Annotated in this window: 18 protein-coding genes; 11 read left to right on the forward strand and 7 right to left on the reverse strand. The window is 60.9% G+C overall.

Features of this window, described 5'->3' with window-relative positions; all coding sequences use genetic code 11:
* The first annotated feature begins 5 nt into the window (after positions 1 to 5).
* The 3 genes from AC1DXO_RS14410 (at position 6) to AC1DXO_RS14420 (ending at position 4,808) form a co-directional block, all read left to right on the forward strand.
* The gene (locus AC1DXO_RS14410; RefSeq protein WP_476978862.1) at positions 6 to 548 is read left to right on the forward strand and encodes a hypothetical protein; all 543 of its coding nucleotides are present in this window, start codon (positions 6 to 8) and stop codon (positions 546 to 548) included.
* 414 nt (positions 549 to 962) lie between these two features.
* Positions 963 to 3,752 (forward strand): TonB-dependent receptor, encoded by a 2,790-nt coding sequence (locus AC1DXO_RS14415; RefSeq protein ID WP_476978863.1) that lies wholly within the window; start codon positions 963 to 965, stop codon positions 3,750 to 3,752.
* A 135-nt stretch (positions 3,753 to 3,887) separates the two neighbouring features.
* The gene (locus tag AC1DXO_RS14420; protein ID WP_476978864.1) at positions 3,888 to 4,808 is read left to right on the forward strand and encodes a LysR substrate-binding domain-containing protein; all 921 of its coding nucleotides are present in this window, start codon (positions 3,888 to 3,890) and stop codon (positions 4,806 to 4,808) included.
* On the opposite strand, the gene AC1DXO_RS14425 is transcribed toward AC1DXO_RS14420, so the two are convergent.
* Positions 4,805 to 6,652, reverse strand: a complete 1,848-nt coding sequence (locus AC1DXO_RS14425; RefSeq protein WP_476978865.1) for a DUF8034 domain-containing protein — start codon at positions 6,650 to 6,652, stop codon at positions 4,805 to 4,807. The two genes, AC1DXO_RS14420 and AC1DXO_RS14425, sit on opposite strands and share 4 nt — an antisense overlap.
* Positions 6,653 to 6,655: 3 nt before the next feature.
* Positions 6,656 to 8,002, reverse strand: coding sequence for an MFS transporter (locus tag AC1DXO_RS14430; RefSeq protein ID WP_476978866.1), 1,347 nt, complete (start codon positions 8,000 to 8,002; stop codon positions 6,656 to 6,658).
* Positions 8,003 to 8,240: 238 nt separating this feature from the next.
* Here AC1DXO_RS14430 and kdgD point away from each other — a divergent pair, with 238 nt between their 5' ends.
* Together kdgD and AC1DXO_RS14440 are read left to right on the forward strand one after the other, a co-directional pair.
* On the forward strand, positions 8,241 to 9,179 hold the full coding sequence (gene kdgD, locus AC1DXO_RS14435; RefSeq protein WP_476978867.1) for a 5-dehydro-4-deoxyglucarate dehydratase: 939 nt from the start codon (positions 8,241 to 8,243) through the stop codon (positions 9,177 to 9,179).
* Positions 9,176 to 10,786 (forward strand): carboxylesterase/lipase family protein, encoded by a 1,611-nt coding sequence (locus AC1DXO_RS14440; RefSeq protein ID WP_476978868.1) that lies wholly within the window; start codon positions 9,176 to 9,178, stop codon positions 10,784 to 10,786. Before kdgD ends, AC1DXO_RS14440 begins: the two co-directional genes overlap by 4 nt.
* Before the next feature lie 248 nt (positions 10,787 to 11,034).
* Here the strand turns inward: AC1DXO_RS14440 and AC1DXO_RS14445 are convergent, their stop codons facing one another.
* From AC1DXO_RS14445 to AC1DXO_RS14465, 5 genes are all read right to left on the reverse strand, one after another.
* On the reverse strand, positions 11,035 to 12,507 hold the full coding sequence (locus tag AC1DXO_RS14445) for a methyl-accepting chemotaxis protein (RefSeq protein WP_476978869.1): 1,473 nt from the start codon (positions 12,505 to 12,507) through the stop codon (positions 11,035 to 11,037).
* A gap of 170 nt (positions 12,508 to 12,677) precedes the next feature.
* A complete protein-coding gene (locus tag AC1DXO_RS14450) occupies positions 12,678 to 13,076 on the reverse strand; it encodes a cupin domain-containing protein (protein WP_476978870.1) in 399 nt (132 codons plus the stop codon).
* 187 nt (positions 13,077 to 13,263) lie between these two features.
* Complete coding sequence (locus tag AC1DXO_RS14455) at positions 13,264 to 13,707, reverse strand: MAPEG family protein (protein ID WP_476978871.1); 444 nt, start codon at positions 13,705 to 13,707, stop codon at positions 13,264 to 13,266.
* 127 nt (positions 13,708 to 13,834) lie between these two features.
* Complete coding sequence (locus tag AC1DXO_RS14460; protein ID WP_476978872.1) at positions 13,835 to 14,425, reverse strand: hypothetical protein; 591 nt, start codon at positions 14,423 to 14,425, stop codon at positions 13,835 to 13,837.
* A 61-nt stretch (positions 14,426 to 14,486) separates the two neighbouring features.
* Positions 14,487 to 15,104 carry a TetR family transcriptional regulator C-terminal domain-containing protein gene (locus tag AC1DXO_RS14465; protein WP_476978873.1) on the reverse strand — a complete coding sequence of 206 codons (618 nt, stop codon included), beginning with the start codon at positions 15,102 to 15,104 and terminating at the stop codon, positions 14,487 to 14,489.
* 103 nt (positions 15,105 to 15,207) lie between these two features.
* Here AC1DXO_RS14465 and AC1DXO_RS14470 point away from each other — a divergent pair, with 103 nt between their 5' ends.
* From AC1DXO_RS14470 to AC1DXO_RS14495, 6 genes are all read left to right on the forward strand, one after another.
* Positions 15,208 to 16,131, forward strand: a complete 924-nt coding sequence (locus tag AC1DXO_RS14470; protein ID WP_476978874.1) for a ribokinase — start codon at positions 15,208 to 15,210, stop codon at positions 16,129 to 16,131.
* 116 nt (positions 16,132 to 16,247) lie between these two features.
* Entirely contained in the window at positions 16,248 to 16,934 is a 687-nt protein-coding gene (locus AC1DXO_RS14475) for a TetR/AcrR family transcriptional regulator (RefSeq protein WP_476978875.1), read from the forward strand.
* Positions 16,935 to 17,105: 171 nt separating this feature from the next.
* A complete protein-coding gene (locus AC1DXO_RS14480) occupies positions 17,106 to 18,143 on the forward strand; it encodes a LacI family DNA-binding transcriptional regulator (RefSeq protein ID WP_476978876.1) in 1,038 nt (345 codons plus the stop codon).
* A gap of 387 nt (positions 18,144 to 18,530) precedes the next feature.
* Complete coding sequence (locus AC1DXO_RS14485) at positions 18,531 to 20,624, forward strand: glycoside hydrolase family 97 protein (RefSeq protein ID WP_476978877.1); 2,094 nt, start codon at positions 18,531 to 18,533, stop codon at positions 20,622 to 20,624.
* Between the two features lie 307 nt (positions 20,625 to 20,931).
* Positions 20,932 to 22,728, forward strand: a complete 1,797-nt coding sequence (locus AC1DXO_RS14490) for an amidohydrolase (protein ID WP_476978878.1) — start codon at positions 20,932 to 20,934, stop codon at positions 22,726 to 22,728.
* Complete coding sequence (locus tag AC1DXO_RS14495) at positions 22,725 to 23,933, forward strand: glycosyltransferase family 4 protein (protein ID WP_476978879.1); 1,209 nt, start codon at positions 22,725 to 22,727, stop codon at positions 23,931 to 23,933. The genes AC1DXO_RS14490 and AC1DXO_RS14495 overlap by 4 nt, the downstream gene beginning before the upstream one ends.
* The last annotated feature ends 142 nt before the right edge of the window (positions 23,934 to 24,075 follow it).

A 24,075-nucleotide genomic window follows, 5' to 3' on the forward strand; every position in this document is an offset into this window, starting at 1 on the left:
AGTAGATGACATATTTTCAGAAAATTATCGCTTGTGTCGTAATATCTATATTCTGCAGCACTATATCAGGCTGCGCAGGGGGCAAAGATGTTCCTTATAACCAAGTCTTTACTGGCTTCAATGGACCAACACTTCCTGGTACTTTTTCTTATTTAACAGAACAAGATGTGGATAAATCATGGGTAAAGCGTGCTCTGACCCCGGAAGACTACACCAAGGTGACAAAGGCCATGCGCGACGGGAATAAAGCGCTGGTTGCCGTGGCCGCCGGTAATAGTGAGCGGGCAAATGGGCAAATAAACATTATTCGCGTCTATTTTTATGATGGCAATTTGAAGGGAACATTGGGAGACTCGGCAATATCAAGCACAGTTACTGTCGGTGTCATTGGGCCGGAATGCAAAGGTGACTTTAAGTCGTCATATCCGTTTGCCTTGGCGCTGATTACCAAGCCGAGTAAGTTATTTCCTCCCGTAGCCGGAAGTTATGATGTGTCGGAGTTTGCTAATGGATGCGCACCGGTGAGGACCGGAACGCCAAATGACTGATAAATCCACCCGAGCATATGACCGGAAGAAATAGAAGAAAGGCGGCGTGTTTTTAATGGGTCGGAGTCATTAAATGACCTAACGCTCTGAAACGGAGCCTCGACCAGCAAGTCCATAGAACGCCAGCCGCAAGCGAAAAATCCAATAGAATGGGTTCGGAGTCATGCCTTGACGTTCCTGACGCAGGTACGGTCCACAATCGTTCTCAGCCGGCAGTTGCGCGAAATTCTCTTTGAAAAGCGCCCGTATTTGCGTTTCACCAAAGCCTGGCGAAGCGACATATTCCTTTCAATCCGTGCATAGATTGATGCCTGATTTGGATTCGTTACATGACCCTGCCCTGCATATAGTTGTGACAAATAACAAGGCGCCAGCCGGCTGCGGTTGTGCTGCCAACAGGCAAGGAAGCGAAACATGTTACCGGGAACCAGGAAATCCGTCCATCTTCACCGCCTTTTTGGCGGCGTATCCGCAGCGACTCTGACCTTGCTGGGAGCCGGTGTTGCCTGCGCACAGGATGCGGCACCCGCCGAAGACGTTCAGGTCGTCGTCGTTACCGGCTTCCGCGGCAGCCTGCAGGGCGCCATCAACGTCAAACGCCAGGAAAGCGGCGTTGTTGATGTCATCAAGGCCGAAGACATTGCCGACTTCCCCGATCTTAACCTGGCCGAATCGCTGCAGCGCGTCCCTGGCGTCGCCATCACGCGCGCCAATGGCGAAGGGCGCCAGATTTCAGTGCGCGGTTTGGGTTCGGAATATACCCGCGTCCGCATCAACGGCATGGAAGCCATAGCTACGACCGGTGGCACGGTCAACAGTGGCGGCACCAACCGGACCCGGGGGTTCGACTTCAATATCTTCGCTTCGGAACTGTTCAACAGCCTGACGGTGCGCAAGACGGCTTCGGCCGATGTCGAGGAAGGTTCGCTCGGCGCCACGGTCGATCTGCAAACCGCCCGCCCGTTCGACTACAAGACGTCTCAACTGGTGGTTTCGGCCCAAGCCAGCTACAACGACCTGGCGCGCGACATCACGCCGCGTGTCACCATGCTGGCCAGCCGCCGTTGGTTCGATGGCAAGATGGGCGCGCTGATTTCGGTTGCCTATGAAAAGCGCCATATCAAGGAAGAAGGCGCCAATATCACGCGCTGGACGTACGGCGGCGCCAATGGCGGCTTCAATGCGGCCTCGACCCTGTCAGGCTACACCCTGGCGCAGATCAACGACGCCAATACTGCCACCGCCATCTATCATCCGCGCATTCCGGGCTATGTCAGCTACGACATCAATTCGGAGCGTTTGGGCGTCACCGGCTCCTTCCAGATCCGTCCGGACGACAACACCCTGATTACGCTCGATGGCCTGTTTTCGGACGTCAAGACGACACGCGACGAAGCGCAGTTCCAGGCGATCGGCTTCAGTCGCGGCGGCGCAGGCAAGCCGCAAACCATCATTCGCAGCGGCATTGTCGACAGCAACCGCAATCTCGTCCAGGGCGTGTTCGACTCGGTCGATGTGCGCACACAATCGGCCTGGGACGAGATGGAAACCGAGTTCTCGCAATTCACCCTGACTGCGCGCCACGACTTCTCGAATCGTTTCCGCATGACCTTCCTGGCCGGCGTGGCCGACTCGAAGTTTGGCAATCCCGTCTCAACCATCATCACCTTCGATCGCGCCAACACCAACGGCTATTCCTATGATTTCCGCAGCCGCCTGCCGGCGGTCAATTGGGGTTTCGACACGACGAACCCGGCCAATTGGTCGATGGTCACCGGCACATCGGAAGTGCGTATCCGTCCCAATGCGGTTGAGAACAAGTTCGCCACGGCCAACCTCAGCGGCGAGTACCGGGTCAGCGACAACCTGACCATCAAGGGCGGTGTCGACTACCGCAAGTTCGACTTTAACTCTTCCGGCCTCTTCCGGACCACCGAAACCGTGGTGAACACGCTGAGCGCGACCGATCTCGCCAATGTCTCGATGCAATTCACCGGATTTGGCCGCGGCCTTGATCAACCCGCCGGCAATATCACCGGCTGGCTGCGTCCCGACCTGCAGAAGTTTGCCCAACTCTATAATATCTACTGCAACTGCGGCATCTACGCCCTGACCGGCACCAACAACTCGTCGGCGCGCGGCCAGTACATCCAGGTCAATGAAGGCGATCTCGGCCTCTATCTGCTGGCGGACTTCAAGTTCGACATGTTCGGCAAGTCCGTGCGCGGAGACGTGGGCGTTCGCAATGTCCAGACGACCCAACATTCGGCAGGCTACGCCGCCGTCGGCACGACGATCAACTGGGTCGAGGCCGACCGCACCTACGACATGACCCTGCCGTCGGCGAATCTCGCCATGGACATCAGCGATACCGTCATTGCCCGTGTCAGCGCCGCCCAGACGATTGCTCGCCCTTCGATCTCGTCCCTGACGCCGGGTGGCGACGTCGCCATCCAGGGCGCCAACCGATCGTTCTCGTCGGGCAACCCTTATATCGCCCCGACCAAGTCGAACAATCTCGACCTGTCGCTCGAATGGTATCCCAGGGCCAATTCGCTCTACGCCGTCGGTTTCTTCTACAAGAAAATCGACACCTTCGTGCAGACCCTGCGCCAGGACATTCCGTTCAACCAGCTCGGCCTGCCCGATTCGCTTCTCGCCGGTACGACGGCGACACCGACCGACATCTTCGCCGTCAGCCAGCCCGTCAATTCGCCCGGCGGCGAGCTGAAGGGCGTCGAACTCAACATCCAGCAGACCTTCGATTTCCTGCCTGGCTTCTGGAAGAATTTCGGCGTGCTGGCCAACTACACCTTCGTCGACTCCAATATCGCTTACCTGACCTCGACGACGCCCGGCGCCCCGACGATCAGCGAGACCCTGGTCGGCCTGTCGAAGAATGCCGCCAATTTCACACTCTATTACGAGGCGCCGAAATTCAGCATCCGCGGTTCACTCGCCTACCGTGAAGGCTACCTGACGGCGGTGCCGAGCAATGACGGCAACAGCGTCGCCGGCACCAATGCAACAACCAATTTCGACATGCAGGCGTCGTACAATCTTCGTGACAACCTGAGGGTCACACTCGAAGGCATCAACCTGACCGACGAGTTTAACGACCAGTATGTCGACGCCTCAAATCGCCTCAATGTGCGCAGCCACACGGGCCGTCAGGTCTTCCTCAGCCTGCGCTACAACTTCTGACTCTTCTCAAGTGTCCAAGGTCACCGGATTTCACCCCGTTTTTCGGTAACTTCCTCTGGTGCGGCTGTCCCGGCAGCCGCACCCTTTTTTATGGTGCACATGACGACACGAGCCTATACAGGCGGACAGATTGTAATGGGAACACCTGCGCCGATGAGTCTGTTCGAGTTGAGCCAGTTGCGCTGCTTTGTGACGGCGGCAGAAGAGCTGCATTTTGGCAGGGCTGCCGCGCGCCTCAACATGACCCAGCCGCCACTGAGCCGGCAGATTCAGGTTTTGGAACGCCTGCTCGGTGTGACCCTTTTTGAGCGCACCACGCGTAACGTCAAGCTGACGCCGGCGGGCCGGGTCTTCCTGCCCGAGGCGCGTCGGATCGTCTGGTTGGCTGAGAGCGCGACCCTGGCGGCGCGGCGCGTGGCCCAGGGCGATGCAGGGCGCATCAGTATCGGTTTCACCGCCGTCTCGGGTTACAGCTTCCTGCCGCAAATCATCGCCAGCGCCCGGGCGCGCCTGCCCAATATCGAGCTCGAGCTGCGCGAAATGGTCTCAGGCCAGCAGGCCGAAGCCCTGATGACGGGCCTGATCGATATCGGCTTTGTCCGCCCGCCGGTCGAGCGTCAGGAATTCGCCACACTGAAGGTCGTCAGCGAAAGCCTCGTGGCGGCCCTGCCGACCAATGACCCGCGCCTGTCGAGCTCCGAACTGACCTTGCAGCAATTCGACGGCATGCCGCTGATCATGTATTCGCGTGAAGGCGCCAGCTATTTCCACAACATGCTGGTCGGCCTGTTCGATGGCGCCGGCGTGACACCCGACTATGTACAGACGGTCACGCAGATCCATTCGATGATGGGGCTCGTGAAAGCCGGGCTGGGCGCCGCCCTGGTGCCGCGCACGGCGATGAGCCTGCAATTTGCCGACGTGCATTTTCGCGGTGTCGTCACCGCGCCGGAAAAGCCGGTGGAACTTCACATGGCCTGGCGCCGTGACAACACCAATCCGGCCCTGGCGCCGGTCCGCGACCTGTGCGCCGAAATCGCCCCCATGACAGTCTAAGCCTGCCAGGGCATATTCAGACTCGGCGCATTGACATGGCGCCGCATGGTGAAGGTCACGGTCGTCCCCGAACCCGCCGCCAGTTCGAACGTAGCGTATTTTCCGTCCAGCGCCTGGATATTGCCCTCGCGCGCGTAACCGGTAAATTGATGCTCGCCGTAACCGCCGGCCTGAACCGTGATGGTGCGCGCCTGAACCGGATCGATATTGACCAGGGTCAGGGTCGTCGTCGTATCGGTCAGTCCGCTGACCAGAGCCGCCACACCTTCGGGCAATCCGGCGCGCCTGGCCACGGGATCGAAGTGCCGCAGGCGCGCATACATCGGCGCCCCGCCCTGGGCCGGAGACGTTTTCGACCACGGTGGGCGGGCGATGTGGATTCCGCCGCACGTCAGGTGGATCAACTGCGTCACCACAGCCGGATTGTAGGTGAGCAAGGCATCGGCCAGCCGCGTCTCTTTGGTCGTCGCGTCCTTATGCAGCAGATAGTCCATGCGCATGCGCACAGCCTCCAGGGCTTCACGTTGCGCCTTGACCGGATAATCGGGGTTCTTGCCTGTCAGGTAGTCGATCCAGGGATGGTCGGTATTGGCGCGTCTGAAATCGTCGTCGCGCATCGACAAATACCAGATTTCCAGGCCGTTGGCCTGGTAGAGGCCCGGCTTATAGCTGTACCAACCCTTCGGTCCGTACATGGTCGGCGTCTGCACCACGCCGTTAATAGTCCTGGCTTGCGCATTGATGACGTTGGCCTGGGTGCGCCAGACCTGAAGATAGCGGTCATCGCCGGTCATCACATAGGCATTCATGAAGGCGACGATCGCCCGCGGCACACGGTTGCGGTCCTCGCGCAGGCCGGTCTGCGGCACGACGGGCGAGAATCCCCAGCCATAGGTGCCGCCGTACCATTTTTTCGCCTTGCCACCGATACGGCCCTTCAGGTCGATATAGCTCGGCAGGACGCCTCCGTTCCGTTGCGCCCGCTCTATCCAGGCGGTGAGATAGGTCTCGATCCAGTCGCGAAACCTGGGTTCACGGGCGATCATATAGGCGTTCATCACCAGACTGACGGCCTGCAGGTTGAGCGGATTGTCGCCGACGACATCGGTATATTCCGCATAGTGGTCAAGCGTCTGCTGGTAGCTGCCTTCGCCGTGCTCCATGAAGAACTTCGACGTGTCGAACGGATCGCCGGCCCAGTCGATCGGCGTCGCCGGGCGCAGCATCGGCCCGCGGCTGCCGCTGATCATCGAGCGGATGAGCTTGCGGCGCGGGTCGTAATTGGCGGCTTCGCTATCCTCGCCGATATAGAAGCTGGAATAGAGGCGGGCGCGTTCGGCCAGTTTCGGGTCTTTCGGATCGGACAGGCCAAGCAGATTAAAGGTCGTCAGAAATTCCGATATGTGCTGCCAATCGTTCATCACCGGAAAGTCGCGGTAATACATGCCCTTGCGCGCGATCTCGGTCTCGACCGTATGGGCTTCGGTATACTGTTTCAGATGGCCTTCCCAGGCGGTCCTGGTGAGCTCAAGCACACGATCCGACCCGCCCAATGCGTGCAGGTACGGCCAGTTGTTGACATTCTCGATGGCGTCGTCCGGGCCGTCATTGGCGCCCCAGCGCTCAAAGCACTGGAAATAGCCGCGTGCATCGAAATAGCGGTCAAAATAAGCCTCGCACGCCGCAGATTCGGCGCGCAGCAATTCCCGCTGCAACAGCGCCCACTCCGGCGGCGCCATCGGTGTTGTGACCACAATCCTGTCTGTCGTCTGGGCGGGGGCGGGCAGGGCCGCCATCGTCGCCAGGGCTGTCGCGCCCGTCAGGCATTCGCGCCGGGTGAGCATGGGTTACGCCTTTTCGGGTAGTTTCAGACGCTGGATCGGCCCGACGATAAAGGCGAACGACAAGATGGTCAGCAGGCAATGCAGGCCGACATAGACCAGCGCCAGGTCGAACGATTTTGTTGTGGCGACGATGTAGCCGATGACGATCGGCGTGACGATCCCGGCCGTATTGCCGAACATGTTGAAAACGCCGCCCGCCAGGCCGATATATTCGCGCGGAGATACATCCGACACCACCGCCCAGCCGAGACTGGCGACCCCCTTGCCGAAGAAGGCGGCCGCCATCAGCGGCACGATCATCCATGCCTCCCGGACATAGGCGCAGGCGATGATCGACATGGCCAGAGTCATGCCGACATAGATCGGCAGCTTGCGCGCCATCGAGGCGTTCTTGGTCGTCCGCAGCAACAGGTCCGAGACAAGCCCGCCGAGCAGGCCACCGATAAAGCCGCAGAGGGCAGGGGCGGCGGCGGCAAATCCCGCTTGCATGATGTTCATGCCGCGTTCCTTGACCAGGTAGATCGGAAACCACGTAACGAAGAAATAGGTCAGCACATTGGTGCAATATTGCGCGATATAGATGCCGATCAACATCCGGTTGGTCAGCAGGAAGCCCAGGCGGGACCAGGTAAAACCGCCGGCACCGCCCTTGGCCCGCGCATCCATGCTGACCGCCCCGCCCTCTTCTATGACCGCCAGTTCTGCGGCATTGACCGCCGGATGGCTGGCTGGACTACGGATAAACCGGGCAAAGGCGACGGCGGCGATCAGGCCGATAATGCCCATGACGAAGAAGACGCTCCGCCAACCGAAATCGTGCACCAGCCATGACATCAGGGGCGCAAAGGCGACCAGGGCAAAATACTGCGCCGAATTGAAGATGGCCGACGCCGTACCGCGTTCGGCGGCAGGAAACCAGGCGGCGACGATGCGAGCATTGCCGGGGAAGGACGGCGCTTCGGCAAGGCCTACCAGAAAGCGCATGACGAACAGGGAGGCGACGACCGGCAGCCCGGCGATCAAGCCGATCGCGCCCTGTACGGCCGTAAAGATCGACCACAGGGCAATGGCGCCAATATAGACGCGCTTGACCCCGAGGCGGTCGAGGAGGGCGCCGCCAGGGATCTGCGCCAGGACATAGGCCCAGCCGAACGCGGAGAGGATAAAGCCCATCTGCACCGGATCGATGCCGAGGTCGCCCGACGCCGCCGAACCCGCGATCGAAAAGGTCGAGCGGTCGGCGTAGTTGAGTGTGGTGATCAGGAACAGGAAAGCGATCAGCCAGTAGCGCACATGGCTGGCCTTGGCAGGCTTTGCCGTGGCGGGTGTGGCCGCAATGGTATCGGGCATTGGTCCTCGCTGTCCTTTTTGCGCCGGCCTGCGGCGCTTATTCTATGTCGCCAATTAGACACGGATAGTGACGGGATTGAACCCCAAGAGTGCTGCCCTTCATTGCGAACGCGACATCGATTGATGCTGCCTTTGACTTGGACGCAGGCGCATTCGGCCGCTAGCGTGACATCAACCCGGACCGACGGCGCAGCATTGCCCTCGCACTCCCAAATGATAAACTGCAGAGGAGGCCTTGATGGCTGTCATGACGCCCGACGAAATGGCGCAAACGATCGGCAAGGGGCTGTTGTCCTTCCCCGTCACCCACTTCGATGACCAGAACCGGTTCGACGAAGCGCCCTATCGCGAGCATTGTGCCTGGATGCTGGAAAAGCCCCTCGCCGGCCTGTTCGCCGCCGGCGGCACCGGCGAGTTCTTCTCGCTCGGCCACAACGAGGTCGCCCGGGTCGTCGCCGCCGCGGTCGCTGAAACCAGGGGCAGGGTGCCCGTCGTCGCCGGCTGTGGCTATGGGACGCAGATGGCCATCGAGCTGGCTCAGGCCGCCGAAGCCAGCGGCGCCGATGGCATCCTGCTGTTGCCGCCGTTCCTGGTGACCGGTACGCAGGAAGGTTTTTCCGCCCACATCGAAGCCGTCTGCCGCGCCACCAAACTGGGCGTCATCGTCTATAACCGCGACAATGGCATTATCGAGGATGAGGCCCTGGCCCGTCTGTGCGACCGCAACGCCAACCTGGTCGGCTATAAGGACGGCATCGGTGACATCGAGCTGATGACGCGTATCTACACCCGCCTGGGCGACCGCCTGACCTATATCGGTGGCCTGCCGACGGCGGAGACTTTCGCCGCTCCCTATCTCAAGATGGGCGTCACCACCTATTCGTCCGCCATCTTCAACTTTTTGCCGGACTGGGCGCTCGACTTCTACAAGGCCGTGCGCGCCGAAAACCAGGATGCCGTGCTGGCGGGTCTGCGCGATTTCGTCATGCCCTATATTGCCCTGCGCAATCGCAGCAAGGGCTACGCCGTCTCGATCGTCAAGGCCGGGATGCGCGCCATTGGCCGCCCCGCTGGCCCGGTCCGCACGCCGCTGACCGATCTGAACGACGCCGAATATGCCGAACTGTGCGCCCTGATCGCCAAGGTGCAACCCAAGGCCCTGGATACCGCTGCATGACGCAGGTGCAGCGCCGCCAGGTGATTGCCGGCGCTGCCGCCGCGTTGTCCACAGCCGTGGCGGGGACGATGTCGGCCCTGGCCAGCGAGGTTTTTCCTGTTGCCGAGACACGGTATGGCCGTGTGCGCGGCAAGCTCGACAAGGGCGTGATGGTCTTCAAGGGCGTACGTTACGGCGCTGATACCAAGCCTAATCGCTTTCGCCCGCCGAGCCCGCCCGAAGCCTGGAAAGGCGTTGTCGACGCCTTCGATTATGGCGCGCCGTGTCCGCAATCGTCCAGGACCTCGATCGCCCAAAGTGAAGATTGCCTGTTCCTCAATATCTGGACACGCGGCCTGAAGGACGGCGGCAAGCGCCCGGTTCTGGTCTATATCCACGGCGGCGCCCACGCCAATGGTGACGGTTCGTCTCCGCTCTGTGACGGAATCAATCTGGCGCTGAAGTGCGACGTCGTTGTCCTGACGCTCAATCATCGCCTCAACGTCTTCGGCTATGGCTATTTCGCCCGACTTGGCGCGGCTGCCGGCGATAGCGATTTCGATTATTCCGGCAATGTCGGTCATCTCGATCTGATTCAGGCACTTGAATGGGTTCGCGACACTATCGCCGAATTCGGCGGTGATCCGGCCAATGTCACCCTGTTCGGGCAGTCCGGCGGTGGCGGCAAGATCATCGGCCTGATGACCATGCGCGCGGCTGACGGCCTTTACCGTCAATGCCTTACCATGAGTGGTCAGCATGTCACCGCCAGTGCGCCGTTGAATGCCACTGTTCGCGCGACGGCCTTTCTGAAGACGCTCAACCTGGCGCCTGAGCAGGTCTCGCAGGTAAAGACCCTGCCGGCTGATCAGCTGGTGGCGGCGCTGGCCATGAAAGACCCGATCGTGGCCAGGGACGCTATTCTGTTTGCCGCTACGCTCGATTACAAGACCCTGTTCCGCCATCCCATGTATCCGGACGCGCCCGAAGAAACGGCCAATGTGCCGCTGATCATCGGCAATACGCGCGACGAGACGGCTGCCTTCATGCGCGACATGATGATCAGGGACGACACGACATGGGAAAACCTGCCGGGCCGACTGGCCCGCGAGGCACTTGTCGATATCGCTCCCGAATGGGTCATCGCCCATTATCGCCAATGGCACCCCGACTGGACGCCGACCGAGGTCCTGCGCGCCGCTGCCACCGCAGGCCGCAGCTGGCGCCCACATCTCATCCAGGCCGAGGCGCGCGCCGCCCGTAAAGGCCCAACCTGGATGTACCAGCTTGATTTCGGCTCGCCGCTCTACGGCGGGCGACTGGGCGCCTATCACAGCTTTGATATCTCGCTGATCTTCGGCAATATCGACAAGCCAGGTGCCGATGTCGGTGATACGCCGGACCAACGCGCGGCCGCGCAGGGTGTGTCGGACCAGATGATGGCGATGCTGCTGCAATTCGCCCGCACCGGTCAGCCGCAGACCGGCGTCTATCCGGACTGGCCGACCTACAATCTCGACCGCCGCAGCACGATGATCTTCGACCGCACATCCCGCATCGAAGATGACCCCCGGTCGGCAGAACGACGACTGTTTGCGGCCGTGCCCTATACGAAGCCCGGCACCTGATGAACGTCCCGCCAAGGTGGCCGCAATCCCACGGTCAGCACCATCTTCCTGCGTCGTGATATTTGATCGCATCAGCCGCTGGCCGCAGGCGGCTTATACCAGGTTGCAATAACGCTGACTCATTGCAACCTGGCAAGGGCGCCCGCCCGCCCCAGCTTATGCGAGGAGCCAGGCGGCGTTTGAGCTGAAAAATGCGAATACCACTGCACCTTGTGTGTCAGTATCTGTGCAGGTTGGTATTCGCGCTGCTACCCCAAAGACCGTGCTGCCTCACGAACGCTCTTTGCCGATTGATCGACCTGTTCGGCCGCGCTCGCGATCGTCGACGTATTTTGCGTGATGGTATCGACGCTCCCCGCCGCATGTTGCATGTTCTGTGCAATGTCGCGAACGACGGCTGACTGCTCGTTCATCGCTCCGGCAATACCCGTCGAGATCATGTTGATCTGGCCGATGATGTCCGTGATCGTTTCGATGGCCCCAACGGCGTCGGCAGTCGACGCCTGAACGCCGGCGATCTGGGTTCGGATTTCATTGGTAGCGCTCGAGGTCTGCGCGGCAAGGGTCTTTACTTCCGTGGCAACCACCGCGAAGCCCTTGCCCGCCTCTCCGGCACGCGCGGCCTCGATCGTGGCATTCAGGGCCAGAAGATTCGTTTGCGCGGCAATCTGGTTGATCAGGCCGATGACATCGCCGATGCGTTGAGCCGCGGACGACAGACCTGAAACAATGCCCGTGGTCTCTTCCGCCTTCTTTACGGCTTCGGAGGACACATCCAAGGCAAGATGGACCTGTTGGTTGATTTCTCCCACACTGGCCACCAATTCCTCGGCGCCGGTTGCGACGACCTGGACATTGCTGGAAGTTTGCGTCGAGGCGGCGGCGGTATCAACCGCCAGTGAGCTGACCTCCGTGACGGCGGTGGTGATTTCTTCAAGATCGCGACTTATCCTTGCCTGCACCTTTTCGCGACGCAGTCTTTCCTGGACCTGAGGCGTGATATCCGTGGCGAACTTGACGACCTCACTGGGCTTGCCGTTGGCATCCAGGATGGGATTGTAGGACGCCTGGATCCAGACTTCCTTGCCGTTCTTGCCGAGGCGCTTATATTCCGCGACCTGAAATTCCCCCTTGGCGAGTGCTGCCCAAAAGGTCCGGTATTCGGGACTGTCGCGGTAGTTCGCCTCGACGAACATCGAGTGATGTTGACCGCGAACCTCGTCGATCCGGTAGCCGAACGTCTTCAGGAAGTTGTCATTGGCGTCGAGCACGATGCCCTTGAGGTCGAAATGGATAACGGCCTGAGCCCTGTTGATGGCCGCGATTTGCCCTTCTGATTCGGCGGCGCGCATCTTTTGGCTTGTCACGTCCGTCGCAATCTTCACGACCTTCAACGGGCGGCCCTGGGCGTTGAGAACCGGATTGTAGGACGCCTGGATCCAGACCTCCTTGCCGCCCTTGCCGATCCGTGGATATTCGGCGATATCGAAACGTCCCTGGTTCAAGCTGGCCCAAAACTGCTTGTACGCCTCGCTCTCCCGATAGGCCGGCGTGACGAAAATGCTGTGATGCTTCCCCTTAATTTCGTCGAGTCGATAGCCCATGGCTTGAAGGAAGTTTTCGTTGGCGGTCAAAATGGTGCCATCCATCGAAAACTCGATGATCGCCTGGGACTTCATGAAAGCGGCGAGCGTGGCGTGAGCGCTGGAGCTGAAAAACATGTGGTAGCTCAATACATTAGGTTGCGATTGGGGAGATCGTTCGGTGTAAACAATGTTCTCTATTGCCTAAAAATTCCTTACCTGCTGTTAAGACCCCGGGATACTGTCGATGCTGCATGTGGCAACGCATGCCTGTCCGCCCGTTGTTTCCAATGGCTCTATCCGCACATCTAGTCCCTGGGCCGGCTCTGGGTTCCGTTACCGCGCGTAATATACAGAGCATGGCCGGCGACCACGACGTCGGCGGTATGCCAGACCTGGCGCGGTACAATGGTGAAGTGTCCCGCCTCCAGCCGAAGGGTCATGTCCCGGCCGTCGATCTGTGCGATCAGATCGATGGCGCCATCCAGTTGCAGGATGAATTCATCACCATCCGGGTGCATTTCCCAGTTGGACCAGTCGGACTCGGTTCGAAAATAACTGACCAGCCGACCTTGCGATGGCGCGTCGTCGGCGCGCGTCCAAAAGCTGTCGTCGATCGGGACCGGGTCGATGGCGGCGCCATCCGACAGGGAGACAAACGTCGGCCCCAGGGTATAGGCACTTAGGGTTTTCAACGTTTCGCCCATCTCGGTCTCTCCACAGTCGCGTGTCAATCGGTGCGGTACGTGCCCAAACGCGATACACAATCTTTACAGCTGGCTCAATATCGCCACGTCCTTGATCTTGCCCCAACGGGTCGGGGATCGACAGGCGTGGCGCAAGGGCGGCGATCAACTCTTTCCAGGTCGCGGAAACCTCGGCGGAGGCTCAGCGCTACGATGCGTAGGGAAAGGGCAACAGAAACACCTGCTGGGCGACGCGGGCCATCAGGATGACGACGGCGACGAAGTTGATCGTGAAGACCACCCCGCGCAAAGGGACATTTTCCGTCAGGGTTTGCACCGCCGTGTGGACGACGCGCCCGAACAGGAACAGCCAGGCGGCCGCCACGTCGAGCATCTCTGTCTTGTGGGACAAATACAGGAAAAGGGCGGCGAACAGGGCGAAGACAGGCAGTTCGAACTGGTTGCCCAGGTTGCGCGCTATGCGCTTCGAGCGCGCCGGATCGGCGCCGGCATTAACAAAGGCGATGGGCCTTATCTCACCCTTGAAGACGGCCAGCTGGCGCTCCCAGGTCAGCCAGGCATAAAGCATCACAACCCAGCCGAAATGGGCGAGGAACGGCAGGATAAAGAGCTGTTCCGTAGTCAAGGTCATGGTGAGGCCCCTGTACATAGGCGGTTATGTTCGACCGGTGGAGGGGATGGGTCAATCGGGCTGATTGCCGCACGGCCTGCTGGCACCTTCTGACCATTGCGCGGACACGCGGTTTGCAGGGGCTCGGCTAATTCGTCGGCTCGATGGGAGGCGGGACGGCCAGGGCGGCATCCAGGGCCGCCAGAGCGCGCACGGGAAAGCCATTGTCGCCGATCCAGGCCGCGCGATAGCCGTCCTCGCCGTATTTGTCCCAGATGTCGTGGGCTGCCTTTTGCACGGCGTGGGCAAAGTCGTCGCGTTTGACGCGGGCTTCAAACGTCACGACGCCTTTTTGTTCGTCCATACGCGGACTGATATTGGGAAACTCGACAACCCGCAGACGCATGTCAGGCTTCCAGCCTTCATCGAGTATGATGCGCCATTCGTTGGGTTCGCCATCCAGGCTGAGTTCAGCGCGATAGGCGGAGGTTGCCACTGTAATGGCGGCGCGGATCAAATCGTCCAGGGCATTGGTTGTATAGCTGAACGTGCCGATTTCAGCGCTCTTGTCACCGACACGCAATATGAAGCTGGACCAGCCGACTTCGCCAAGATCGTAGTCGATGGACACCAGGTTGACGGTCGCAGCAGATGGCTGGGCACGGACGACGGGTGAGAGGGCCGATGCTGTCAATGCGGCCAAGGCCGAGGCCGAGGCAATCAGATCGCGCCGTTTCATAGTATTCCCCTCTGCCAGCGGCCGAGACTAGCATGAGGTGTCGGCGTGTGGAAGCCTGAGCTCAAACCTGCAACCCCCGCAGGATAATCTCACTGATCGAGTCCTCCGCGGCGGCGAAGTGCGCCTTGCTCAGCTTTGGCACATCCATGATGGCGCGAATCTGGGCGCCGAAGTCGGCATAGTGCTGGGTGGCGCTCCAGATCAGGAAAACCAGATGATACGGGTCGACGGCGCGGATGCGGCCCGCCGCCGCCCAGCCTTCGATCACCTCGGCAAAATGGCGGACATTGGCGCGCACCCGCGTCTTCAGCATGACCTTCAGCACCGGGGCGCCCTGCAAAACCTCATTGGCGAAGACCCGTGACGCTTCGGGAAAGCGCCGCGACAGTTCCATCTTCTGGGCAATATAGCGCCGAAGTTCGACAAACGGGTCGCCTTCCGCATCGAGATCGTCGATGAGGTCGAGCCACAGGGTCAGGGTCTGGTCCAGGACGGCCGTGTACAGATCGGCCTTGGTCTTGAAATAGTTGTGCAGATTGGGCTGCGACATGCCGGCGCGTGCCGCCACCTTGTCGATCGTCGCACCATGAAAACCGTAGGCCGAAAAGACGTGCTGGGCCGCGTCGATAATCTTCGCCGCGTTGCGGAGTTTCAGGCGTGACGGCGGCGGCTTCCCCATGCTAATCACCTTATGCCTTTCGGGCCAGGAATTGAAGCTGTAATCAGAAAAGCGTAATAAAGAGTTGTTTTCATATCAGTTTGGGCAAACCAGAGGGCCCCGCATGCGCAAACCCATCGTCGTCGTAGGTAGTATCAATTTCGATTTTATCCTCGATGTCTCGACCCTGCCGCGGCCGAACGAAACCATCATGGGTAACGGTCTCAGGACGGCGATCGGCGGCAAGGGGCTGAACCAGGCCGTCGCCTGCGCCAATTTCGGCATGCTGACCCAGATGGTCGCGGCCGTCGGCGACGACGCGTTCGGCACCCAGGCGCTCGACCACCTGGCTGAACACGGCGTCAGTACCGGTTATGTCACCAGCTTGCCTGGCGCTTCGACCGGTGTCGCCAACATCATCGTCGCCGAGGGCGGTGATAACATGATTGTTGTGACGCCCGGCGCCAACGACCTGCTGACCGCCGCCGATGTCGACGCCGCCGAAACAATCATAAAATCGGCCGCGGCCCTGATCGTCCAGCTGGAAGTGCCGCTTCCGGCCGTCCGCCGCGCTCTGGAAATCGCCCGCCAGCATAAGGTCCTGACGGTGGTCAATCCGGCGCCAGTCGATATCGCTGCTCTGGATCTGATGCCCCTGACCGACCTGGTTACGCCCAACGAAGTCGAACTGATGAGCCTGACCGGCATCGAAGACCTGTCGGACAAGTCGCTGATCACAGGCCTCAACATGTTGCACAAGGCCGGCGCGCGCCGTGCCCTGGTCACTCTGGGTGCCGAAGGCTGCGCCACCCTGATCTCGGGGCAACTGGTGCGTCAACCGGCCTATAAGGTCGATGCGGTCGACGCCACCGGCGCCGGCGACGTGTTCAACGGCGCCTTGGTCAGCCGTATCGTCAGCGGCGCCAATATCGTCGACGCCATGCGTTTCGCCGCCGCCGCTGCGGCCTTGTCGGTCAGGAAGGCCTCGGCCGACTCGGCACCGGTCAGCGAAGAGGTCGACGCCCTGATGGCGGCCAATCCAGCTTAATTCCAAGCGGCGTCTGAGCCGAGACAAATGCCCGCCATGTTTTTGGTGTAATATTTGCACAGTATCGAAGAATGCGTATAGTGGTTGGGCTTTAAGACCTGCGGCGGAAATTTCAGATGCGTTATGACGGGGAACATAAGGAACGGACGCGCCTGCGGCTACTGACGGAAGCGGCCATCATGCTGCGTGAGGAAGGCCCCCACGGACTCAGCGTCGTGACCCTGATGAAGCGACAGGGCCTGACCCACGGCGGTTTCTATGCCCATTTCAGCTCGAAGGACGACCTGATCGCCAATGCGATCGACACGATGTTCGAGCGCACCTGCGAGCGTTACCTCACCAAGACGCGCGGTCTGGCGCCGGCTGGGGCACTCGCCAACTACGTCGCCTATTACCTGTCCGCTGCCCACGTCAATAAGCCCGGCCAGGGATGTCCCATCCCGGCGACCGGCGGTGATGTCGCGCGTCTGGGTCCCCAGGCGCGCAAGCGTTTCGAAGCCGGCATGGGGGCGCTGCAGCGCCTGGTCGCGCTTGAATTCGAAGGCCTGGGCCGGTCCGTCGACGGCGCCCTGGTCGAGGCCCTGGCCCTGCTTTCGGAACTGTCTGGCGCCGTGACCATGGCGCGTGCCGTGAAAACCGCCAATATGGCGCGCCAGATCTGCCTGGCGGCCCACTCAGCCATCGCCACGCGCCTGGGCCTGCCCCAGCCGAAGAGCGATCCCGTGCCGGCCGACAGCGACGGCGAGGCAACGCATCCAGGCCGGTCGCGGCCGCCTTTGTCCGACGAGACGGCTGTTCTTTGAAACCTGCCTTGTCTGGTGAGGCTGAAGAGTTCCAAACCTCTTGCGTCGATGACTCATACACGACCTCGCCGGATACAGCGATGTGACTTTACGAAGTCTGCCGTCCGCGTTACGCTCCCCCGGTTCGCACAGAAGGCCATAAGGCCCGGGGCGAGCCCCAGGGAGACTGAGTTGAAACAACAAAGACCGACGTCGCTGGATATCGCCGCGCTGGCGGGTGTCTCGCAAACCACGGTATCGCGCGCCCTGTCGCAGTCGCCCCTGGTCAGTGAAGACGCGCGCCGCCGCGTCATCGAAGCCGCCAAGTCGCTGCGCTACAAGGTCGACGTCAACGCGCGCAAACTGCGGTCGCGCAAGATCCATACCCTGGCTGTGCTGATCTCGGAGGACCTCAACAGCAATGACAGTCCGATCAACCCCTTCTTCCTGCCGCTGATCGGCTCGATCCTCAAATATGCCGGCCAGAAGGGCTACGACGTCCTGATCTCGCTGCAGCAGCAAAGCGACGAATGGGGCACCGACTACGGCTTTTCGCGCCGCGCCGACGGCATCATCTTCCTGGGATGCAAGGATTATCAGGTCTATACCCACCTGTTCGAATATCTCAACGAGGTCGGCGATCCGTGGGTGGTGTGGGGCGTCAACCGACCGGACTGCGCGCGCCTGTGTATCGGCACCGACAACGAAGGCGGCGGTTATGCGGCGACAAAACACCTGATAGAACTGGGCCGCAGGCGCATTGCCTATGTCGGAAAGTACCAGCCCGAACATCCCGAATTCCGCGACCGCTATCAAGGCTATTGTCGCGCGCTGAAGGAAGCCGGTTTGCCGGTCGACGGCGCCCTGCGCGTCGAAGCCTTCCTGGATCGCGAGGAAGGCAGCGCCGCGATCGACAAGATGCTGGATGAGGGTACGGCCTTCGACAGCGTGTTCTGCGCCACCGACCTGCTGGCCATGGGCGCCATGCAGGCCCTGCACCGCTGCGGCCTGCATGTCCCCAATGATGTGTCGGTTGTGGGCTTCGACGACCTGTGGGTCTGCTCGTCGCTGTCGCCTGCCCTGACGACGGTCCGCCAGGATACCGAAGCCGCCGCGCGGGCCTTAATTGACGGCCTGTCGTGCCTGATCGAGGAAGAGCCGGTGCAAGACACCCTGATGCCCGCCCGCCTTGTTATCCGCGAATCCTGCGGTTACGCCAGGCCATCCTGACGAGGCTGCAACTGTCCGTTTGCTGCGATACGATGCTCACGTACTTGAGTACGCTCCGCTTCGTGTCTCGCAAGCCGAACAGTTTCGCCGCATCATTATGGCCTGGCTCGACGGTGGCATAAAGAAAAAGCGCAACATCGTTCTTTCATTGCCCCGGAATATGTAAGCGATTACAACAACCTCGATCTTTGTGGCCAGAGCCTTGCCCGACTTGGTTTTGGAAGGGTTCTATTGAATACGTATGCATTCGGTTTTAGGGGCTTTTTTGCCAAAGCCTCATGCCCTAGGTTAACAACGAAAAATAATGACGGGCAAACCATGCCTGATATTCGGGAGCAGGAAGCGATGAACCACCTCCACAAACGTCATCCGTCGAGACGTCCACTGATGGCTGCCTTGGCCGGCGTCCTGCTGGCCGGTGGCGCTTTTGCCCTGGCAGCGCAATCGGCTGCTGCTGCCGACAGTGATGTCGTGCAGCGTCCGCCGGTAGCCAGCGTCATCGCCTCGGCCGAGTCGCCTAACCACGCCCTCAGCGTCGATATCTCGCTCGACGTCAACGGCAGCCTCGGCTACTCGGTCAAGCGCCTGGGCAAGGAGGTCATCTCGCCGTCGCGTCTCGGCCTGATTCTGACCAACGCTTTCAAGATGGATCGCAACTTCACCGTCGATTCGACGTCCAGCTCGACCCATGACGACACCTGGGAGCAGCCATGGGGCGAATGGAAGACCATTCGCAACAACTACAACGAGGTCCGCGTCACCGTCGTTCAGAATAAGCCGGCCGGTCGTAAAATGACCGTTGTCTTCCGCGTCTTCGACGACGGTGTTGGCTTTCGTTACGAATTCCCCGACCAGGCCTCGCTGAAACACCTCAGCATCATCGACGAACTGACCGAATTCAACGTCGATGACAATGCCACCGCGTGGTGGAACGCCGCCGGCGAATGGAACCGCGAGGAATATCCGGTCGACAAGACGCCGCTGAACCAGGTCAGCCTGGCCCAGACGCCCTTGACGGTGAAGACCGACGACGGCCTCTACATCGCCTTCCACGAAGCCGCCCTGGTCGACTACGCCGCCGTCTGGCTGCGCCGGGTGAACGGTCAGCGCCTGAAGGTCCAACTGGCCCCGACGGGCGAGCCCGGCGCCAAGACGGTCGAGCGCGACGCCCCCTTCGACACGCCGTGGCGGACCATGATCATCGCCGATTCCGCGCCCGGCCTGTACATGTCGCATATCGAGCTGAACCTGAACGAGCCCAACAAGCTGGGCGACGTCTCGTGGTTCAAGCCCAGCAAATATGTCGGCATCTGGTGGGAAATGCACCTTGGGCTCAAGACCTGGGAAGCCGGTCCGAAGCATGGCGCCACAACCGAAAACACCAAGAAATATATCGATTTCGCCGCCGAAAACGGCTTCCGTGGCGTTCTGGTCGAAGGCTGGAACAAGGGCTGGGACGACTGGTTCGCCACCGGCTATAACTTCTCCTTCACCGAAGCCTACCCCGATTTCGACCTGCCGGGCTTAAGCGCCTACGGCCTGAAAAAGGGCGTCCACCTGATCGGCCACAACGAAACCGGCGGCAATGCCGGGGTTTATGAGCCGCAGATGGATGCGGGCTTTGCGCAATACCAGAAATACGGTGTCGACGCGGTGAAGACCGGCTATGTCGCCGACGCCGGCGGCGCCCAGCTGGGTCCTGTCGGCAACGAACACTATACGTGGAACGACAGCCAGGAAATGGTCCGCCACTACCAGAAGGTTGTCACCGAGGCCGCCAAATATCATATCGCCATCGACACCCACGAACCGATCAAGGATACCGGCCTGCGCCGCACCTATCCCAACTGGGTGTCGCGAGAAGGCCAGCGCGGCATGGAATACAATGCCTGGGGTTCGCCGCCCAACATGCCGGAACACGACTCCGAACTGTTCTTCACGCGCATGCTGGCCGGACCCATGGACTATACGCCGGGCGTGCTGAGCCTGCAGGGCAATGGCCAGTCGATCAATTCGACCCAGGCGCGGCAGTTGGCTCTGTATGTCGTCATCTATTCGCCGGTCGCCATGGCGGCCGACCTGCCGGAAAACTATGCGAAATATCCCGGTCCGTTCCAGTTCATCAAGGACGTGGTGACCGACTGGTCCGACACGCGCGTGCTGAACGGCGAACCGGGCGATTTCGTCACGGTCGCCCGCAAGGACCGCAATTCCGACCAGTGGTTCCTCGGCGCCGTGACCGACGAAAACGGTCGTGAAATGCCAGTGTCCCTGAGCTTCCTCGATCCGGGTCGGACCTATACCGCCGAAATCTACCGCGATGGCGACAAGGCCGGCTACACAGGCGACGCCCGCTTCGACATCGTCATCGAAAAGAAGACGGTGACGGCGGCGGACAGCTTCGACATGCGCCTGGCTCCCGGCGGCGGCTTGGCGATCCGGTTCGTGCCGCAGGGAGCTGCACCAAAAAAGCGAAAGTAAGCGGCAACCGCTTTTTTTAGGCGCTTTCGTTGCGGGAAATCCGGTCTATAACGTCAGCGAAGTTTGAAATGAGCCGATCAAACTCCCTCCTTCCTGGCGCACAGCGACGGGGAGGTGGCGTCGCAAGTCCGGGCGACCGTCAGGTCGCGAGGATGCCGCGATGACGGAGGGGTGATGACGTAAGACGGGCCCCTCCGTCGCGGACTTCGCGCGAAGAGCGCGAGCGCCGCGCCACCTCCCCATCATCGCTTCGCTCGACAAGGAGGAGGGAGATGGTCCGGTCTCTGTGTGGGGTAGGGACAACCGAATGAAGAGGTGGATTCGACCGCTCGCTCTGCTGCTAGCTGTTGTTGCAACACCGGCGATGGCCAAGCCCAAACCGGCTGATACCGTCTTCCTGCACGGCTACGTCTATACGGTCGACGCGACCGAGTCCGTGGCGCAGGCCCTCGCTGTAAAGGACGGTGTCATCACCTTTGTCGGCAGCGATGCCGGCGCCCAGGCCTTTGTTGGCCGCAGGACCCAGGTCATCGACCTGCACGGCCGCATGATGACGCCCGGCCTGATCGACGGTCATATGCATCCCCAGTCGGGTGGCCTGCGCCTGCTCAACTGCAGTCTCGACTACCAACCCCTAAGCGTGCCGCAATTTCAGGCGCGTATCCAAAAATGTCTCGACGACGACAAGACCGCCGGTCCCGACGCCTGGCTGATGGTCATCAACTGGTTCGAACAGGCGGCCCTCCCCACCGGCACGGTCCTGACCCACGCCGATCTCGATGCGCTCAAGACGACACGGCCGATCGTGGTCCACAACTCGTTCGGTCATTCCAACCTGACCAACCGTCGCGGCCTGGAACTGGCGCACATCACGCGCGACACGCCGAACCCGAAGGACGGCGTCATCGTTCGCGATGCAGCCGGCGAACCGACCGGCCTGCTCGAAGACGCGGCGCAGGATCTGGTCTCCAGCCTGGTTCCGCCGCCGACGTCGGAAACCAACCTGAAAGCAACGAAACTGGCGCTCGACGCCATGCGGCGCCAGGGCATTACCAGCTTTCTCGACGCCTATACCGACATCGAAACCATGACGGCCTATCAGACAGTGGCGCGTCAGGACCAGTTGACGGCGCGGGCGCATTTTGCCGTCTTGATCGACTCGATCGCCGATTACGATCCGGACAAGGCCATCGCCGAGGTCCTGCGCCAGAAGGCCCTGTTCGATACGCCGGCCGATGGCGCCCGGCCGGCCATGACCGTCGATACGGCCAAGCTGTTTCTCGACGGAGTCTATTCGGCGCCGTCCTTTACCGCCGTCATGCTGCAACCCTATTTCGAAAACGCCGGCACCGCCGACAAGCCCGACTGGCGGCCGGGCCATAACCTGGGACCCAAGCCCTATTTCACGCAGGCCCAGCTCGACACCACCCTGGTCAAGTTGGCGGTGGCCGGGCTCAACCCGCATATGCACGCCGATGGTGACGGCTCGGTAAGCCAGGGCCTTAACGCCATCGCCACCATGCGCTATGCCCATCCCGGCGACGATATTCGCCCGGCGATCGCCCATGACGAAATTGTCGATCCTGCCGACTATCCGCGCTTTGCCGGGCTCAACGCCCTGCCGGTCCTGTCATTCCAGTGGGAAAAACCGTCGATCGACCTGAATGCCGAGGCCGCGCGCTATCTTGGGCCGGTGCGCTTTGCCCTGGCCGAGCCCGCCGGCCTGCTGGATACCTATGGCGCGCGCCTGGTCTATGGCAGCGACTGGCCGGTCGATGCGCTCGACGAATGGCTGGCGCTTCAGGTCGCTGTTACGCGTACGGCGGTCGGCGATGACGCGGTCAAGTTCCCTGGGCGGCTGGGTATCGACCCGGGACTCAGCGTCAAGACGGCTTTGCGCGCCATCACATTGAACGCCGCCTACAGCCTGCGCCAGGACAAGGTGACGGGTTCGCTGGAAGTGGGCAAATTTGCCGATCTGATCGTGCTCGACCAGAACCTGTTCAACATCGCACCTGATCGCATTGCGGCGACGCACGTGTTGCTGACCATGGTCGGTGGCCGCATCGTCTTCCATCAATCCCCTTACGACAGCGTGAAATGAAAGCTCTCTTCGTCCACCGCAACATGCCGGGCCAGTTCAAGCATCTGGCGCGCGCCCTCGCCGACCGCGGCCATCAGGTCGTGTTCATCACGCGTCGCGACGACCGCGAACTGCGCGGCGTCAAGCGCCTGACCTATGCCGCGCCACGTGAAGTGCACAAAACGACCCATCCCTATCTGCGCGGCATGGAAGACGCGGTCCTGCACGGACAGCAGGTCATCCGCACCTGCCAGGCCCTGGGCCAGGCCGGCTTTGTGCCCAACCTGATGATCGGCCATCCCGGCTGGGGCGAGACCCTGTTCCTCAAGGAAGTCTTTCCCGCCTCGCCGCTGATCGCCTACAGCGAATATTTCTTCCGCCCCGATGGCCCAATGGTGACCTTTGATCCGGAGCGCAAGCAGGATCTCAATGCTGCCTGTCATCTGCGGGTGTCCAATTCGCACCTGACCGTGGCCCTGGAAGGCGCGGACCTGGGGTGGAGCGCTACGGAATGGCAGAAATCGACCTATCCGGAATGCCTGCGCGACCGGATTCGTGCCATTTTCGACGGCATCGACACCAATGTGGTTAAACCCGATCCGCAGGCTAGTTTTACCCTCGAAGGTGGCCGTGTCCTGACTGCCGCCGACGAAGTCATCACCTATGTCGCGCGCAATCTCGAACCGGTGCGCGGCTTTCCGACCTTCATGCGGGCGCTGCCGTCACTGCTCAAGGCCCGGCCGAATGCCACCGTCGTCATCATGGGTGGCGATGAGGTGTCCTATGGCGTCGGCGGGTCAAAGACCAAATGGCGCGAAAAAATGCTGGAAGAGGTCGAACTGCCGCCCGGGCGGGTGCATTTCTTCGGCCAGAGTACGTACGACGTCTACCTGTCGCTGTTGCAGGTCTCGTCGGTCCACGTCTATCTGACCTATCCGTTTGTGTTGTCGTGGTCGATGATGGAGGCCCTGTCGACGGGTTGCCTGATCGTGGCCTCGGCGACACCGCCGGTGCTTGAGGTCGTACGCGATGGTGAAAACGGTCTGCTGACCGACTTCTTCGACCACGAAAAGGTGGCGGACGACGTCGCGGCGGCGCTGGAAAACCCGAACCGGGCAAGGATCCGCGAAAATGCCCGCCGGACCATTCTCGACAACTATAATCTCGAACTCTGCATGACCAAACAAATGGAGATGCTCAGAGAAGCCACCGGCCACGCCTGGTAAGCCTAGGCGATACGAGTGGCTGCAAAACGTCATCTTGCTGTGCTCCGGTTCTCACGTACTTGAGTACGCTCCGCTCCGGTGCTCGCAGGCTAACATTTTTCGCCGGCTTGGATCGCCCCGGTGCGCTGACACAACTTTGCTA

The organism is Asticcacaulis sp. P2_C5 (assembly GCF_056404555.1).